This is a genomic window from Nocardiopsis synnemataformans (assembly GCF_965343085.1).
In the GTDB taxonomy this organism is placed as follows: domain Bacteria; phylum Actinomycetota; class Actinomycetes; order Streptosporangiales; family Streptosporangiaceae; genus Nocardiopsis; species Nocardiopsis alborubida.
This window is the reverse complement of the sequence record NZ_CBDRFA010000040.1, coordinates 56,085-71,576: the sequence shown is the minus strand read 5'-3', so window position 1 is coordinate 71,576 and position 15,492 is coordinate 56,085. Positions and strand designations below refer to the sequence as shown.

The following is a 15,492-nucleotide window of genomic DNA, read 5'->3' as shown; positions in this document are numbered from 1 at the left end:
AACTTCAGGAAAGGCGCTTAGAACCTGACGAACTCACGGCGGCCCGGAGGAACCTCGGCGAGGAACTTCGGGAACTGCGCCGGGCGGCCGGTCTCTCCGGTGAGCGGCTAGCCCGGCGTTGCGCCATGTCACAGAGCAAAATCAGCAAGATCGAGAACGGTCGGCTCACCCCCACCCTGATCGACCTGGACCGTATGCTGACTGCACTGGGCATGACGGCAGAACAGTCTCACGAGGTCTTTGCCTTAGCGAGGAAAGCGAACACCGAGTGGTTACAGACCCGATCCCTGTGGCGTAAGGGTCTGGAATCGCAGCAAGAAGAGCTGGCGGGCTTGGAGACCTCCGCCGCTGAGGCCCGCTACTTCCTCCCGACGATGGTCACCGGGCTGCTGGCGACCCCCGACTACATCCGGGCGAGCCTGACCCACGCGCCGGGCGACGTGTCGTCCACGGTGGCCAAGAAGATCGCCCGGCAGGAGATCCTGCGCGACCCGTCGCGTTCGTTCACCTTCCTGCTCACCGAGCAGGCGATCCGGTGGGCGGTCCTGCCACCCGAGGGAATGGCGGAGCAGATGGAACACCTGGCAGAAGTGTCACTGCTGGGAAGTGTGCGACTGGGGGTGCTCCCCTTCGGGACCGTGCTTCCGCGAGGACCGATGAACACCTTCACCGTGTACGACGACCGGCTCGCGACCGTGGAGATCTTCACCGGCCGCCTGGCCTTCCGGGACTTCCAGGACGTGGCAGCCTACCGGGAGCTGTTCACCATGTACGAGGAGCACGCGCTGTTCGGTGAGCCCGCACGGGACCAGATCCGTGCCTGGGCCGGGGGAGGATCCGCATGACACAGGACGGGTTTGATGGCCTCTTCGAAGCTTTCGAGACCGAGTGCCTTCGCATGGACAGGCCCGGGGGAGGCCTTGGGCACTGAGCCAGATGCGCTGGAAGGTGGCTGGACCGGCGGTCACCCCCACGGACAGGAGCAGCAACGGCCAAACTCCAAAAGTCCTACAGTTGCACTTTCCCTCTTTTCGTCAGAACATGGAGTGTCGCCTTCATATAGAGGAGCCGTTCCATGAGCACCAGAGAGCGCCGACGTCGCGCCACCCTGCGACGGAAGAACCAGGTCACACTGCCGTCGGAGATCACCCGGGCTCTGCACGTCCAGGAGGGCGACGAGATCGAGTTCTCCGTGACTCCGGAAGGTGAGGTCGTCCTGCGTGGGCTGACCATCATCCCCTCGGACCAGCGCTGGTTCTGGACGGAGGAATGGCAGCAGGGAGAACGCGAGGCCAACGAGCAGGTCCGTGCGGGTGAGGGCGAGACCTTCATGAACCCGGAGGACATGTTCGCCGACATAGAGGGCGAGCGTTGAGCGTGCCGACCTTCCAGCGGCTCCCCCGCTTCCTGCGTGATCTGAAACGTCTCACTCCGGCTGAACGGCACAGGTTCCAGAAGGTGGTCCTGGACGCCTTCGTTCCCGATGTCGACGCCCAGGAGTTCCGTCCGAGTTTGCGTGTCAAGCGCGTCCAGGGATGCACCGCTCCCGGCGGCGTGACCATATACGAGATGACCTGGGCCCCCGACGGTCGTGCCACCTGGCAGTACGGGGAAGAGGTCAAACCGGGAGTGGTCCATGTCGTCTGGCGGAGGGTCGGCGGACACGAGATCTTCGATCCCGGTCCTTCCTGAACCCGACGACAGCACGGGGTGGAGGACGGAAAGAGACCGTCCTCCACCGCGAGCCCCCCGAGCCGCGCCGGAGATCGCGGGTCAGTAGGTTTCGGTGTCGGCGTCGCGGAACTTCCGGCCCAGCTCGAACAGGCGCATCACGCTGGTCGCCACACCCACGGTGCCCGGCGGGCGCAGCAGGCCCTCGGCGAGGGTGAGTTCGACCGAGGCGCACCGGTCGGAGCTGAGCGTGACCTGCATCGTGACCTCGTCGTCGGAGATGACGAGGAAGTCGGGAATCCTCCGGTCGTAGTCCTGCACCTCCAGGCCGGTCGCCCTGAGGAGGTCGCGGACGGTCACGCAGTACCGCCCGAACTGCTCCTCGGACAGGACGTGCGGCTGTTCGGTGTCAATGGAGGTGTCGATCTTGTCCCACTCCTGCGGAACAATGGGGGTTGGGATGCGGACGTCGTTCACCGGCGTTCCCTCCTGCCAGGCCGCCCGGGGTGGGTACAGAGGGACCAACTCATAACCCCCGCCCCGGGCGGCTGCCTTATGTCCAGAAACATCCGTTTCTGTAGGTGACGAACCCATCACCTATAGCCAGGTAAGCATGTAGGCTAGAACCATGCAAGTGCTGATGCGAATTCGCATCAGATTGTTGAGGAGGTTCGGATGCCACCGAAGAGAGAACGCCGTGTAACCCTACGGGCACAGTGGTTGGGACGGATGCTCAGGCAGTTGCGTGACCAGAACAACCTCACGCTCAAAGAAGCTGCCGAGTACCTCCAGAAGGACCTGTCCTCGGTGAGCAGGTTCGAGCTGGGGACCTTCCCTGTCCGGAGAGGCGACCTGCTCGCACTCCTGGACCTGTACGGAGTGGACGACAAGTTCCAGCGTGAGACCATGCTCAACCTCTGCGGCGAGGTCTGGCAGACCGGTTGGTGGGACAAGTACGCAGAAGACGATGTCTGGGGATCCACCATCGACTTCGTATGGCTGGAGACTCGCGCCCAAGCGATCCGTGCGTTCACTACTTTGGTCGTGCCTGGACTGCTACAGACTCGTGCGTATGCGCATGCTCTGATCGATGCTGTCGATGGCCGAGCTGGAGCTGAGCAGGTCAGCCGCTGGGTTGAGTTGCGTATGGGCCGCCAGAAAATCCTGGATGAAGAAGATATCCAGGGACATGAAGTGTTGTTTGATGAGGCGGCGCTGCGTCGCCCGGTCGGGGGCCAAGAGGTCATGCTGGAGCAAATGCGCCATCTACGTGAGATGGTCGATTCGGGCAAGGTGGTCATTCGTGTCCTGCCCTTCAACAAGGGTGCGCATCCCAGCCCTGAGGGAGCCTTCACCCTGCTTGACCTCGGCGACCCCTTCTCTACAGTGGCACACATTGAAAGCCCAGGTGGTGGGATTTACCTGGAACGCGGCGAGGTGGACAAGCTGGTCGACGTATACGATCGGTTGCAGGAGATGAGCCTGACTCCAGAGGACTCAGCTGCGTTCATCGCGGCCTTGGAGAGGAAGCAGTAATGAACCGGGACACGTCGGCCGTCACAGGCTGGCGCACCAGCAGCTACAGCATGAACAGCGGCGGCAACTGTGTCGAGATCGGCTGGCACATCAGTAGCTACAGCGTCAATGGCGGCGGCCAGTGTGTCGAGGCGGGCCCCTTCCTCAACGAACCCCAGCGGTTCGCGGTCCGCGACTCCACCCAGCGCGACCTCGGCTACCTCTCCTTTCCCTCCCCCGAGTGGTCCGCGCTCCTGCGCAGCGCCGCACGCTGACCGCCGCCTCCCCGCCTTCCCGCATCCCTCCCCCGCTCCGACAACGCCCCGTGGGGCGGCCACCGGCTTCCCAGTGACCGCCCCACGGCCATGAACGCCAGGCCCCAGGCTCAGGCGATCCGGTCGATCACCAGCGGCCGGGCCTCGTACCCCTCCCCGCCCTCCGGGTCGATGTCGAAGGCTCCCTCCAGCGCCTCGGCCGCCCGCTCGAACCGCTCCGCCTCGTCCGCGTGCAGGGTGAACAGCGGCTCCCCCGCCACGACGCCCTCCCCCGGCTTGGCGTGCAGGGTCACCCCCGCCCCGAACGACACCGCGTCCTCCTTACGCGCCCGGCCCGCGCCCAGCCGCCACGCGGCCAGCCCCACCTGGTAGGCGTCCAGCCGGGTCACCGTCCCCGAGGCCGGAGCGAGCACCACCCGGCGCTCGGCGGCCACCGGCAGCGGCGCGTCCGGGTCCCCGCCCTGCGCCCGCACGAGCCGCTTCCACGACTCCAGCGCGCTGCCGTCCCGCAGTGCCTCGGCCGGGTCCTTGACCCCGCCCTCGCCGGGGACGAGCCCGGCCGCGGCCAGCATCTCCCGGGCCAGGGCCACGGTCAGCTCCACCACGTCCGCGGGCCCGCCGCCCGACAGCACCTCCACGGACTCGGCCACCTCCAGGGCGTTGCCCACCTGCCTGCCCAGCGGAACCGCCATGTCGGTGAGCAGCGCGACCGTGCGCACGCCGTGGTCGCCTCCGATGTCGACCATCGTGCGGGCCAGCTCGCGCGCGGAGTCCGCGTCCTTCATGAACGCCCCCGACCCCACCTTGACGTCCAGGACCAGCGCGCCGGTGCCCTCGGCGAGCTTCTTGCTCATGATGGACGCGGCGATCAGCGGGATCGACTCGACGGTGCCGGTCACGTCGCGCAGCGCGTAGAGCTTGCGGTCGGCCGGGGCCAGTCCGGACCCGGCCGCGCAGATCACGCCGCCGGTCTCGTCCAGCACCCGCCGCATCTCGTCGGTGGACAGCGAGGCCCGCCAGCCGGGGATGGACTCCAGCTTGTCCAGGGTGCCGCCGGTGTGCCCGAGCCCGCGCCCCGACAGCTGCGGCACGGCCGCCCCGCAGGCCGCGACGGTGGGCGTGAGCGGCAGGGTGATCTTGTCGCCCACTCCGCCCGTGGAGTGCTTGTCGGTGGTGGGCCGCGCCAGGTCGGAGAAGTCCAGGCGCTCCCCCGAGGCCAGCATCGCCTCGGTCCAGCGGCTCACCTCGGCCCGGTTCATCCCGCGCAGGAAGATCGCCATGGCCAGCGCCGACATCTGCTCCTCGGCCACCTCGCCGCGGGTGTAGGCGTCGATCACCCAGTCGATCTGGCCGGGGGTCAGCTCTCCCCCGTCGCGCTTGGCTCGGATGATCTCGATGACGTCCATGTCATCTCCTCTCGACTGGCGGAACAAAAAGGGCCTCCCCGGACACCGCCGCGCGGGCGGCGTCCGGGGAGGCGGGACTAGTGGGAGAGCACGGTCACGTGAGGCTGTGCGGCCCGAAGGCCTGCGGCAGCACCCGGTCCATGGTCCAGACTCCCTCGGGGGTGTCCACGAGCAGCTGCGGCCCGCCGTGTTCGAACAACAGCTGGCGGCAGCGACCGCACGGCATGAGCAGCTCGCCCCGCCCGTCCACGCAGCTGAACGCCGTCAGACGGCCCCCGCCGGAGGCGTGCAGGGCGCTGACCAGTCCGCACTCGGCGCACAGGCCGAGCCCGTAGGAGGCGTTCTCCACGTTGCAGCCGCTGACGGTGCGGCCGTCGTCGACCAGAGCCGCCGCGCCCACCGGGTAGCGGGAGTAGGGCGCGTAGGCGCGGCCCATGGCCTCGCGGGCGGCGGCCCGCAGGGCCTCCCAGTCCACGCTCGCCGGGTCCAGGGGTGCGTTCGTCATGACCGGCTCGCCCTCCACTGCTTGCCGACCCCGGCCGGTGGCCGGAGCCGCTGCGAGGCCAGTGAGAGCACCAGCAGGGTGGCGATGTGCGGGCTGTAGGTGGCCAGCTCGCGCGGCAGCGAGTCGGTGGAGAAGTACCACGCGAACAGCAGCACCGCCACGAGCGCGCCGAAGGCGGCCAGGCCCTTGCGGTCCCGGCGCACCTGCCACAGGGCCACGCCCAGCAGCGCCACGGCCAGGAGCAGCAATAGGGCGTGGACCGCCTCGCCGCCGCCGCGCACCTGGAGGGCGTCGGTGTAGCCGAACAGGCCCGCGCCCATGGCCAGGCCGCCCGGACGCCAGTTGCCGAAGATCATCGCGGCCAGGCCGATGTAGCCGCGCCCGCCCGTCTGGCCCTCCTGGTAGATCTGCGAGGCGACGACGGACAGGAACACGCCGCCCATGCCCGCCAGGCCGCCGGAGACGATCACCGCGACGTACTTGAGGCTGTACACCGGCACGCCCAGGGACTCGGCGGCGTCGGGGTTCTCGCCCACCGAGCGCAGCCGCAGGCCGAACGTGGTCCGCCACAGCACCAGGTAGGTCAGCGGGATCATCAGGATCGCCACGACCGTCAGCGCGGGCATGCTCGTGGTCGCGCCGACCACCAGCGAGGCCAGGTCGGCGACCAGGAAGACCCCGCTGTCGGCGACCGGCCCGAGCACCTGCGCCACGAAGGGCAGGTCCCACACGGGGAACGAGGGCGCCGGGGGCGACTGGGCCGCGCCCGCGCCGGGCACGTCGGAGTAGACCAGGATCGACAGGTAGCGCATCGCGCCGAGCATGAGGATGTTGATCGCCACGCCGGAGACGATGTGGTCCACCGCGAAGGTCACCGTGGCCACGGCGTGCAGGAGCCCGCCCGCCATACCGGCGAGCACGCCCGCCAGCAGCCCGATCCACGGGTTGCCCGTGGACCAGGCGAAGTAGGCGCCGAACCAGGTGCCCAGGATCATCATGCCTTCGAGGCCGATGTTGATGATGCCCGCGCGTTCGGCCCACAGACCGCCCAGCGCGGCCAGCCCGATGGGCACCGCGAAGGTGATGGTGGTGCTGATGGTGCCCGCGTCGGTGAGCATGTCGTGCCCGGTGATGACCCGCAGCCCCGCCAGGGACACCAGCACCGCGCCGAACAGGGTGAGGAAGCGCCAGCGCGCCCACCCCCGGGGCCGGGCGGCGGGCTTGGCCACCGGCTCCATCACGTTGATCTCCTGGCTCACTTGGCCTCCCCTCCGCGCCTGTCCTCGGATTCGGGTGCGGTGCCCTCGGCGGTGGACCCGTCCGCGGGGGCCGGGTACGCCTCGTCCGCGGACACCTTCACCTTCTCCTGTGTGTTCGGCCCGGCGGTGGTGCCGAGCTGCCTGCCGATCTGCTGCTGCTGGTAGCGGCGGCCCCAGCGGTGCACGACCTCGTAGACCACGACCACGGTGAGGACGATGGTGGCCTGCGAGATGACCGCGATCTCCTGCGGGATGCCGTCGAAGGGCAGGATGCCCGACGCCTGGTTCAGGAAGGCCCAGAACAGGGCGGCGAAGACGATGCCCACGGGGTGGTTGCGGCCCAGCAGGGCGATGGCGATGCCGATGAAGCCGATGCCGGTCGGAAAGTCCAGGGCGTAGTGGTGCGAGCTGCCCAGCAGCTGGGGCAGGCCCACCAGACCGGCGACCATGCCCGAGAAGAGCATGGACAGGAACACCATCTTCTTGACGTTCACGCCGCTGGCCTCGGCCGCCGTCTGCGACTGGCCGGTGGCCCGCAGCTCGAAGCCGAAACGGGTGCGGTTGAGCATCACCCAGTAGCCGATGCCGACGGCCACGGCCAGGAACACGAACCCGAAGATCCGCTCGTCCGAGCCGAGGAAGCCCGCCGGGATGCCGGGCACCCAGGAGGACTCGGGCATCGGCGGGGTGCCGATGTTGTTGGTGCTGATCTCCACCGCGAGGCGGTCGGTGCTGAGCAGGTAGGCGGTGATGCCCGTGGCGATGGAGTTGAGCATGATCGTGGAGATCACCTCGGACACGCCGCGGGTCACCTTGAGGTACCCGGCGATGCCCGCCCACACGCCGCCCACGGCCACGGCCGTGATGACGATGACGATCTGGCTGAGCACCGGCGGCAGCACGAGATAGCCGCCCACGGCGGCCGACATCAGCGCGGCGAGCCGGTACTGGCCGTCCACGCCGATGTTGAACAGCTTCATCTTGAAGCCGATCGCCACCGCGACGGCGGCCAGGTAGTACGTGGTGCCGTCGTTGATGACGCGCACCAGGCTGTCGGGCCGGGTGCCGTACTCCAGCATCCGCTCGAACGTGGCCAGCGGCGGGATGCCGCTGAAGAACAGCACGGCCGCGGTGACCGCGGTCGCGATGACCCCGGCGGCCAGGACCGCGGCGAAGGACAGCGCCAGCATGGCCGACAGCCGGTGGAACAGCAGGAAGGCCGTGGCGGAGCCGACCAGCGCGCCCAGCGCGGCGGCCACCGGCTCGATCAGGGACAGGTCCAGGAACCACGCGGTCAGCAGACCGGCGGCCAGCGACAGCACGACGGCGGTGGGCACCACCAGCGTGTTGTGCAGGGCCGTGCCCTCCTCGCGGGCGCCGTCGGCGCCCGCCCGGCGCTCGCGCGGCACCATGGGCCCGGACCAGGCCACGAAGACGAAGGCCACGCCGACGCCGATGACCAGCGCGGCCCACCACAGCAGCGCTGTGTCCAGGGCGACGGTCAGCACCACGCCCAGGGCGGTCGCGACGCCCAGCGCCGCGGGTGCGGGCAGGGTCCTCGCGGGACGGGGGAGCTTACTCATGCGCCGCCCTCGCTTCCGTGTCGGTCGGCACCGCTGTCGCCTTCCGTGCTCTGGTCGGCCCGGTGCAGTCCGGCGCCGGTCATGGCCGAGCCCAGCTGTTCGGGTGTGACGGTGGTCGGGTCGGCCTGCGCGACCAGTCGGCCGCGCAGGATGACGTGGAGGGTGTCGGACATGCCGATCAGCTCGTCCAGGTCGGCGGAGACCAGCAGCACGGCCAGGCCCGCGGCCCGGGCGTCGCGCAGCTGCTCCCAGATGGCCGCCTGGGCGCCCACGTCCACGCCCCGGGTGGGGTGGGCGGCGACCAGGAAGCGCGGGGAGCCGCTCATCTCCCGGCCGATGATGAACTTCTGCTGGTTGCCGCCGGACAGGGCGTCGGCGATGACGTCGATGCCCGGGGTGCGCACGTCGTACTCGGCGACGATGCGCTCGGAGTCGGCGCGCGCGCCGGTCCGGTTGATCCAGGGGCCGCGGACGCTGGGTTCCTTGGTCTGATGGCCGAGGATGCGGTTCTCCCACAGGGGGGACTCCAGCAGCACGCCGTGCCGGTGGCGGTCCTCGGGGATGTAGCCGACGCCCGCCTCGCGGATCTTGAGGGTGGACCAGCCGGTGATGTCCTGCTCCTCCAGGCGGATGCGCCCGGCGGCCAGCGGACGCATGCCCATGATGGCCTCGATCAGCTCGGACTGGCCGTTGCCCTCCACACCGGCGATGCCGACGATCTCGCCCCGGCGGATGTCCACGGCCACCCCGTCCACGACGGCGCGGCCGTCGGCGGAGTGCACGGTGACCCCGTCCAGGGACAGCACGACGTGGTCGGTGACGGTGGACTCGCGCAGCTCGGGCACGGGAAGTTCGCCGCCGACCATGAGCGTGGCCAGGTCCTGGGCGGTGGTGGTGCCCGGGTCCGCGGTGGCCACGGTGGTGCCGCGGCGGATCACGGTGATCTCGTCGGCGACCGAGAGCACCTCGTCCAGCTTGTGGGAGATGAAGATGACGGTGAGGCCCTCGCGCTTGAGCTCGCGCAGGTTGTCGAAGAGCTCGTCGACCTCCTGCGGGACCAGGACGGCGGTGGGCTCGTCGAGGATGATGGTCCGCGCGCCGCGGTAGAGGACCTTGAGGATCTCCACGCGCTGGCGGTCGCCCACGCCCAGTTCCTCCATGAGGCGGTCGGGGTCGACCCCGAGGCCGTACTGGGCGGACAGCTCCCGGATGCGCGCGCGGGCGCGGTTGCCGATGCCGTGGCGGCGCTCGGCGCCCAGGACCACGTTCTCCAGCACGGTGAGGTTGTCGGCGAGCATGAAGTGCTGGTGCACCATGCCGATGCCGTTGCGGATGGCGTCGGAGGGCGAGCCGAAGCGCACCTCGCGGCCCTGGACGTGGATGTGTCCCTCGTCGGGCCGGTGCATGCCGTACAGGGTCTTCATCAGCGTGGACTTGCCCGCACCGTTCTCGCCGACGATGGCGTGCACGGTACCGGGAGCCACGGTGATGTCGATGTCGTGGTTGGCCACGACGCCGGGAAAACGCTTGGTGATCCCGCGCAGCTCAACGGCGGGGGGCGCCAGGGCCCCCTCGCCCGATGGCGTGCTGCTCATCTGTCTCCTCGTGAACTTGCGGCGTGGCGCGGGCCGTCAGGGCCGGGTCGCGGCCGCTGCCGGGCGCCACCGTCGCGGAACGGCAGCCGGGGCGGCACCGGCCGGGGATCGACCCCGGCCGGTACCGCCCGTGGATGCGGTGGCCGCGGGCCGTGCCCGCGGCGGCGTGTGTTCTTGGACCGGGCTCCGGAGTCTGCTTCGGGCGCCCGCGGGGTTCTGGAGGTGCCGGAGGTGGGACTGCGAGGAACGAGCCGTCTCACCGGAGGCACCGCTGTGCCTGCTTCAACCCGATTCCCGCACCTTGGGCGCCCGAACACGGACCAAAGCGAAGCGGAGGTCCAAGGGAACACGGTCTACGGCTCGGTCGGGACCTCGATCTCGCCGTCGATGATCTGCTGCTTGATCTCGTCCAGCTGCTCCTGGATGGGGCTGATCGCCTCCTCGTTGGAGAGCGTGTAGTCCACACCGCCGTCGGCCAGCTCGAAGCGCTGGACGCCGCCCTCGACCCCGCCCTCGGAGGCGGCGGAGATCAGCTCGAACACGGCCACGTCCACCTGCTTGATGGCGGAGGTGAGCACGTGCGGCTTCTGGTCCTCGGCGGCGTTCTCGTACTGGTCGCTGTCGACGCCGATGAAGGTGAAGTCGTTGGCCACGGCCGACTCCAGGACGCCGTTGCCCGACGCGCCGGCGGCGTGGTAGATGACGTCCGCGCCGCGGTCGTACTGGGCCTGCGCGGTCTCACGGCCCTTGGCGGGGTCGCTGAAGCCGCTGAAGTCCGGCGGCTGGCTCAGGTAGTCGACCTCGACGGTGATGTCCTCGTTGACGTGCTCCACGCCCGCGGCGTAACCGGCCTCGAACTTGTGGATCAGCGGGGTCTCGACGCCGCCGACGAAGCCGACGTGGTCCTCCTCGGTGGTCAGCGCCGCGGCGGCACCGGCCAGGAAGGAGGCCTGCTCCTCGGCGAAGACCAGGCTGGTGACGTTGTCGATGTCGGCGATCTCGGAGTCCACGATGGCGAAGTGGACGTCCGGGTACTCCGGCGCGACCGCGCGCACGGCGCCGTCGTAGGCGAACCCGACGGCGATGACGACGTCGTAGCCCTCCTCGGCCATGGTGGCCAGGCGGTCCTCCTTGGCGGACTCGGCCTCGCCGTCGCTGGGCTCGAAGTCGTTGGTCTCGACGCCGAGCTCCTCGGCCGCCCGCTCCAGTCCCCGGTAGGCCGAGTCGTTGAAGGAGCGGTCACCGCGACCGCCGACGTCGTAGGCCAGGCCGACCTGTAGCTCGGAGGCGGACTCCTCGCCGCCGCCCTCGCCGCCGCCCTCTTCGGCCGCGCTGTCACACGCGGTGAGGGCGAGCACACCGGCCGCCGCGACCGCGGCGAACCTGACTGCGTTGCTGCGCTTCACTTCTCACTCCTCTTACGCCCTCTCAGCGGCCAGCATTCGCTCGCGACCGACCTGAGTTCTGAAGCCGGACGATATCCGGTGGCCGAAAGTACATCTAACCAACGAGCGGAGTTGTTATGAAGGCGAGAGCGTAGCGACACGGGGCCTTACCCGAAAGTCGACAAGCGTGCGCCCGAAGCGGTCCGGTGTGTTTCGGGATTGTGTTGCGCGGGGGCCGTTCCCCGCCCCGACACGGCATTACCACGCTTGGCTTCACCGCCCTCACCGGTTGTCACACCGGCACGTCGGGGCCAGCCGGTCTAGACCGGACCAACCACGCCGGGGCAGCGGTGCGCCGGGACGGCGGAACTCCGGGCGCGGCGGGGCGTCGGGGCGGGGCCGGGCGGCGTCAGTCGGCCAGGAAGTCCAGCACGGCCTGCCGGAAGTGCCTCGACGAGACGGCGTTGGCGTGGTCGCGCCCGGGGACCTCCACGTGGGTACCGCCGCAGCGCTCGGCCAGGGCCGCGGCGCCCTCGGCGAGCGCGTCCCGGGCGCCCGAGACCACCAGCACCGGAAGCCCGGTGAGCGGGGGCTCGGCCTCGAAGGGGCGCGAGGCCTGACCGCGCGCGCAGGCGGCCAGCGCGGCGGGGTCGTTGGCGGGCAGGGCGGCCACCGTCCGGTAGACGAGGTCGAAGGGCGTGTCCCCGGAACCGGGGTCGGACAGGTCCGTTCCGGCGAAGGCGTTTTTCGGCCCGAAACCGCCGAGAACCACCCGTCTGACGCGTTCGGGGGCGGTCAGCGCCAGTTCCCAGGCCAGGCGCGAACCCATGGAGTAACCGACCACGTCGACCTTGTCCACCGCCAACTCGTCGAGCATGGAGACGAGGTCGGCGACGAAGTGTTCGGGCAGGTAGAAAGCGCTGTCGGTCGGTTTGTCACTGTTTCCGTGACCGCGCAGATCCGGCCCGATCACCCGCAGCCCGGCCGACTCCAGGGCCTGTGTCCACCCGGCGGCCCGCCAATTTCTGCCGAAGTCGGTGCCGAAACCGTGTAGGAGAATTACGGGAACCCCGTCCCCGGAACCCCGCGGACGCAAATCCGCATAACGCATTGTCACGCCGTCGGTGAGATTCGCGGACATGAAACCACCCACCATGTTCTCGAAAAGGAAAGGAAAAACGCGGGGACCCGGTCGGAGTTTTCTCCGAATAGGGCGCGCCGGAGGGCGCCGCCGTTCGTGCCTTCCTCCGAACGCAGGCCCCGCGGTCGGCCGCCGTCAGTCCGTGGGGGGCCTGAGCCGGACCCGACGGGCGGGCCGGGCCTGCTCCTCGGGGACGCGGCCCACGATGCCCGCCCGCGGCGCGTCGCCGGAGGTCTGGACCGCGAAGGTCACCAGGGGCGCGCCGACCGGGACCACCTGCTCCTCCTCGGCGTGCAGCTCGACGATCCGGCCCGCCTGGGGCGAGGGGATGACCACCGCGGACTTGGTGGTCTCCACCTCCACCAGGGGGGCGTTGCGCTCGATCTCCTCGCCCACGGCGACCTGCCACTCCAGGACGGTCGCCTCGACCAGTCCCTCGCCCAGGTCGGGGAGGGAGAAGGTGATGTTGTCTTCTGCCATGGTCGCTCTAGTACTCCAGGGTCCGTTGCACCGCGAGCAGGACGCGGTCGATGGTCGGCAGGTACTGCGGCTCCAGGGGACCCGCGGGGTAGGGCACGTCGAACCCGGTGACGCGCTGGACGGGGGCGGACAGGTCGCGGAAGCAGTGCTCGGTGACCAGGGCGGCCACCTCCGCGCCGAGCCCGGCGGTCAGCGGCGCCTCGTGCACGACCACGGCCCGCCCGGTGCGCGCGACCGAGGCGGCCATCCCGGCGGCGTCCAGGGGCTTGAGCCAGCGCAGGTCCAGCACCTCCAGGTCCACTCCGTCCTCGGCGGCCAGTTCGGCCACCTGCACGCAGCGGTGCACCATGGCGCCCCAGGCGATGAGGGTGGCGTGCTTGCCGGGGCGCACGACGCGGCTGGTGCCGATGGGCTCGCTGGGCTCGCGCAGCCGCACGGGCCTGCGGTCCCAGTAGCGGGCCTTGGGCTCCATGTAGACGACGGGGTCGTCGGAGCGCACCGACTGGAGCAGCAGGCTGTAGGCGTCGGCGGGGTCCGAGGGCGCGGCGACCTTGAGGCCGGGAGTGTGCGCGAAGAGCGCCTCCAGGCTCTCGCCGTGGTGCTCGGGCGCCTGGATGCCGCCGAAGGAGGGCAGGCGCAGGGTGATCGGCATGGGGGCCGCGCCGCGGGTGCGGTAGTTCATGCGCGCCACCTGGTTGACGATCTGGTCGATCGCGGGGTAGGCGAAACCGTCGAACTGGAGCTCGGGTACGGGCCGCCAGCCGTTCATGGCCAGGCCGACCGCCATGCCCATGATGGCGGACTCGGCCAGCGGGGTGTCGAAGACACGCGTGTCCCCGAACTCCTTCTGGAGGCCGTCGGTGACGCGGAAGACCCCGCCCAGGGCACCCACGTCCTCGCCGAAGACCAGCACGTCGGGGTCCTCGGCGAGCAGGTCGCGCAGGGCGCGGTTGATGGCCTGCTGCATGGACAGCTCGACCGCGGGGGCTTCGGCGGCGGTGTCGGCGCGTTCGATCAGCTCGGTCATCTGAATCCTTTCGAGGAGGTCCTGGCCTTCAGGCCGGGAAGGGATCGAACCCCTGCGGAGCAAGACAGGAAACGGTGATTGGCCCCTGCGTCGGATCGCCACACACCAAAATCGTCAAACCCGCACACCGCCGCTGGAGCCAGTGCTAGCTTGGTGGGCGTCGGATCGGACGAGAACCACGTCCGGGTCGGCCTACCGCCGGGCTGGCGGGAAGTGATGTCTGTGGAGCTGATGTAAGACCGATGGGCGGCACTCCGTCCTCCACCGTTAGTTCGGTTCGGCAACCGGCAACGAAGCAGAAAGCTCGACCCGCGAGGGAAGAATCCCCCTGCTTCAGATGGGGGAGAAGTCAAAGCTCGACCTCTTCCTGCCAGGTGCGGCGCTGCCGGGTCAGCTCCTCGGTGGTCTCCCGGAAGACGTGGGTGAACAGCTCCGCTCCGTCGGGCTCGGGCGCGGCGGCCACGCCGTCGCGGATGCGCTCGGCCTCCCGGCGCGCCTCGGCGTCGACCCGGGCGAGCTCGTCCTCGTCGGCGTGCCCTGCGGCGAGCAGGGCCCGGCGCAGCAGGGTGACGGGGTCGCGCTCGCGCCAGCGCTGGGCCTCGGCGTCGTCGCGGTAGCGGCCGGGGTCGTCGGAGGTGGAGTGCGGCTCCACGCGGTAGGTGAGCGCCTCGATGAGGGTGGGCCCCTCGCCGCGGCGGGCGCGGGCGACGGCCTCGGCGGTGGCTTCGTGGACCGCGCCCGCGTCGTTGCCGTCCACCAGCACGCCGGGCATGCCGTAGCCCTCGGCGCGCGCGCTGACCGAGCCGCCCGCGACCTGGCGGTGGTTGGGCACCGACAGCGCCCACTGGTTGTTCTGGCAGAAGAAGACCACGGGGGCGCCGAAGACCCCGGCGAAGTTCATGGCCTCGTGGACGTCGCCCTCGGAGCTGGCGCCGTCGCCGAAGTAGGCCAGGGCCACGCCGTCGTCACCGCGCAGCCGCTCGCCCACGGCCCAGCCGACCGCGTGCGGGACGGGGCCGCCGACCACGGCGTTGACGGCGCCGAACCGCGAGGCCATGACGTCGTAGAGGCCGCCGTGCCACAGGGCGCGGTGGGTGGCCATGTAGCCGACCATCTCCACCCCGTAGGCCAGGGCGGAGGCCATCTCCCGGTAGGTGGGGAAGACGAAGTCGCGCGCGGGGTCCAGGGCCGAGGCGCTGGCGACCTGGGCGGCCTCCTGCCCGCGCACGGACACGTAGGCGGGGAAGACGCCCTGGCGCTGGAGGGCGATGGCCTCGGTGTCCAGGTCGCGCGCGGTCCTCATGTGGCGGTAGAGCGCACGGGTGAGGTCGGGCGGCAGGTGGCCCACGGCGATGGCGTCCCGGCCCGCTGGCTCGTGGAGTGACGAGACTGGGCGCACGGCGCCTCCGTTGGGGGTGGTGGCCCCGCGCCTTCCGCGAAGCGGACTCTGGGGCGATGGCGGGCGACGGGCGGGCATGTCGAGCGGCTCCCAACGTGGCCCTGTCCCGCGCGGTGGCGCGGGCCGGGCTCCGGGTGGTGTCTGTCCTGTACGCAGATTCTCCGGAAGACTCGACACTTTCGCTAGATATCCACGGATAGTTGATACGTACGGGAACGAAACACGCCAAATCGTCCCCTGATATCCAGCCT

Annotated in this window: 16 protein-coding genes; 5 read left to right on the top strand and 11 right to left on the bottom strand. The window is 70.0% G+C overall.

Annotated elements, in window-relative coordinates; genetic code table 11:
- From ACSIH6_RS22670 to ACSIH6_RS22660, 3 genes are all read left to right on the top strand, one after another.
- Window positions 1–845: helix-turn-helix domain-containing protein (locus ACSIH6_RS22670; RefSeq protein WP_435110320.1), on the top strand; the 845-nt coding region annotated here is incomplete at its 5' end.
- 230 nt (window positions 846–1,075) lie between these two features.
- Window positions 1,076–1,375: an AbrB/MazE/SpoVT family DNA-binding domain-containing protein gene (locus ACSIH6_RS22665; protein ID WP_435110319.1), complete on the top strand. Its 300-nt coding sequence runs from the start codon at window positions 1,076–1,078 to the stop codon at window positions 1,373–1,375.
- Window positions 1,376–1,377: 2 nt separating this feature from the next.
- Complete coding sequence (locus tag ACSIH6_RS22660; protein WP_435110324.1) at window positions 1,378–1,692, top strand: hypothetical protein; 315 nt, start codon at window positions 1,378–1,380, stop codon at window positions 1,690–1,692.
- A gap of 81 nt (window positions 1,693–1,773) precedes the next feature.
- On the opposite strand, the gene ACSIH6_RS22655 is transcribed toward ACSIH6_RS22660, so the two are convergent.
- On the bottom strand, window positions 1,774–2,148 hold the full coding sequence (locus ACSIH6_RS22655; protein ID WP_435110318.1) for a hypothetical protein: 375 nt from the start codon (window positions 2,146–2,148) through the stop codon (window positions 1,774–1,776).
- Between the two features lie 198 nt (window positions 2,149–2,346).
- Between ACSIH6_RS22655 and ACSIH6_RS22650 the strand changes: the two genes are divergently transcribed.
- Entirely contained in the window at window positions 2,347–3,207 is an 861-nt protein-coding gene (locus ACSIH6_RS22650) for a helix-turn-helix domain-containing protein (protein ID WP_435110317.1), read from the top strand.
- Window positions 3,207–3,461, top strand: coding sequence for a DUF397 domain-containing protein (locus tag ACSIH6_RS22645; RefSeq protein WP_435110316.1), 255 nt, complete (start codon window positions 3,207–3,209; stop codon window positions 3,459–3,461). The genes ACSIH6_RS22650 and ACSIH6_RS22645 overlap by 1 nt, the downstream gene beginning before the upstream one ends.
- Before the next feature lie 110 nt (window positions 3,462–3,571).
- On the opposite strand, the gene ACSIH6_RS22640 is transcribed toward ACSIH6_RS22645, so the two are convergent.
- The 10 genes from ACSIH6_RS22640 to ACSIH6_RS22595 all read right to left on the bottom strand — a co-directional run bounded on the left by ACSIH6_RS22640 (window position 3,572) and on the right by ACSIH6_RS22595 (window position 15,190).
- Complete coding sequence (locus ACSIH6_RS22640; protein ID WP_435110315.1) at window positions 3,572–4,867, bottom strand: thymidine phosphorylase; 1,296 nt, start codon at window positions 4,865–4,867, stop codon at window positions 3,572–3,574.
- A gap of 94 nt (window positions 4,868–4,961) precedes the next feature.
- Window positions 4,962–5,390, bottom strand: coding sequence for a cytidine deaminase (locus ACSIH6_RS22635; protein WP_435110313.1), 429 nt, complete (start codon window positions 5,388–5,390; stop codon window positions 4,962–4,964).
- On the bottom strand, window positions 5,369–6,631 hold the full coding sequence (locus ACSIH6_RS22630; protein ID WP_435110312.1) for an ABC transporter permease: 1,263 nt from the start codon (window positions 6,629–6,631) through the stop codon (window positions 5,369–5,371). Before ACSIH6_RS22630 ends, ACSIH6_RS22635 begins: the two co-directional genes overlap by 22 nt.
- Complete coding sequence (locus ACSIH6_RS22625) at window positions 6,628–8,214, bottom strand: ABC transporter permease (RefSeq protein WP_435110311.1); 1,587 nt, start codon at window positions 8,212–8,214, stop codon at window positions 6,628–6,630. Before ACSIH6_RS22625 ends, ACSIH6_RS22630 begins: the two co-directional genes overlap by 4 nt.
- Window positions 8,211–9,809: an ABC transporter ATP-binding protein gene (locus ACSIH6_RS22620; RefSeq protein ID WP_435110310.1), complete on the bottom strand. Its 1,599-nt coding sequence runs from the start codon at window positions 9,807–9,809 to the stop codon at window positions 8,211–8,213. Before ACSIH6_RS22620 ends, ACSIH6_RS22625 begins: the two co-directional genes overlap by 4 nt.
- 353 nt (window positions 9,810–10,162) lie before the next feature.
- Window positions 10,163–11,215 carry a BMP family lipoprotein gene (locus ACSIH6_RS22615; protein ID WP_435110309.1) on the bottom strand — a complete coding sequence of 351 codons (1,053 nt, stop codon included), beginning with the start codon at window positions 11,213–11,215 and terminating at the stop codon, window positions 10,163–10,165.
- 388 nt (window positions 11,216–11,603) lie between these two features.
- On the bottom strand, window positions 11,604–12,335 hold the full coding sequence (locus ACSIH6_RS22610; RefSeq protein ID WP_435110308.1) for an alpha/beta fold hydrolase: 732 nt from the start codon (window positions 12,333–12,335) through the stop codon (window positions 11,604–11,606).
- A gap of 135 nt (window positions 12,336–12,470) precedes the next feature.
- Window positions 12,471–12,815 (bottom strand): biotin/lipoyl-containing protein, encoded by a 345-nt coding sequence (locus ACSIH6_RS22605; RefSeq protein ID WP_435110307.1) that lies wholly within the window; start codon window positions 12,813–12,815, stop codon window positions 12,471–12,473.
- A gap of 7 nt (window positions 12,816–12,822) precedes the next feature.
- On the bottom strand, window positions 12,823–13,842 hold the full coding sequence (locus ACSIH6_RS22600; RefSeq protein WP_061078981.1) for an alpha-ketoacid dehydrogenase subunit beta: 1,020 nt from the start codon (window positions 13,840–13,842) through the stop codon (window positions 12,823–12,825).
- A 349-nt stretch (window positions 13,843–14,191) separates the two neighbouring features.
- The gene (locus ACSIH6_RS22595; protein WP_435110323.1) at window positions 14,192–15,190 is read right to left on the bottom strand and encodes a thiamine pyrophosphate-dependent dehydrogenase E1 component subunit alpha; all 999 of its coding nucleotides are present in this window, start codon (window positions 15,188–15,190) and stop codon (window positions 14,192–14,194) included.
- Window positions 15,191–15,492: the final 302 nt, after the last annotated feature.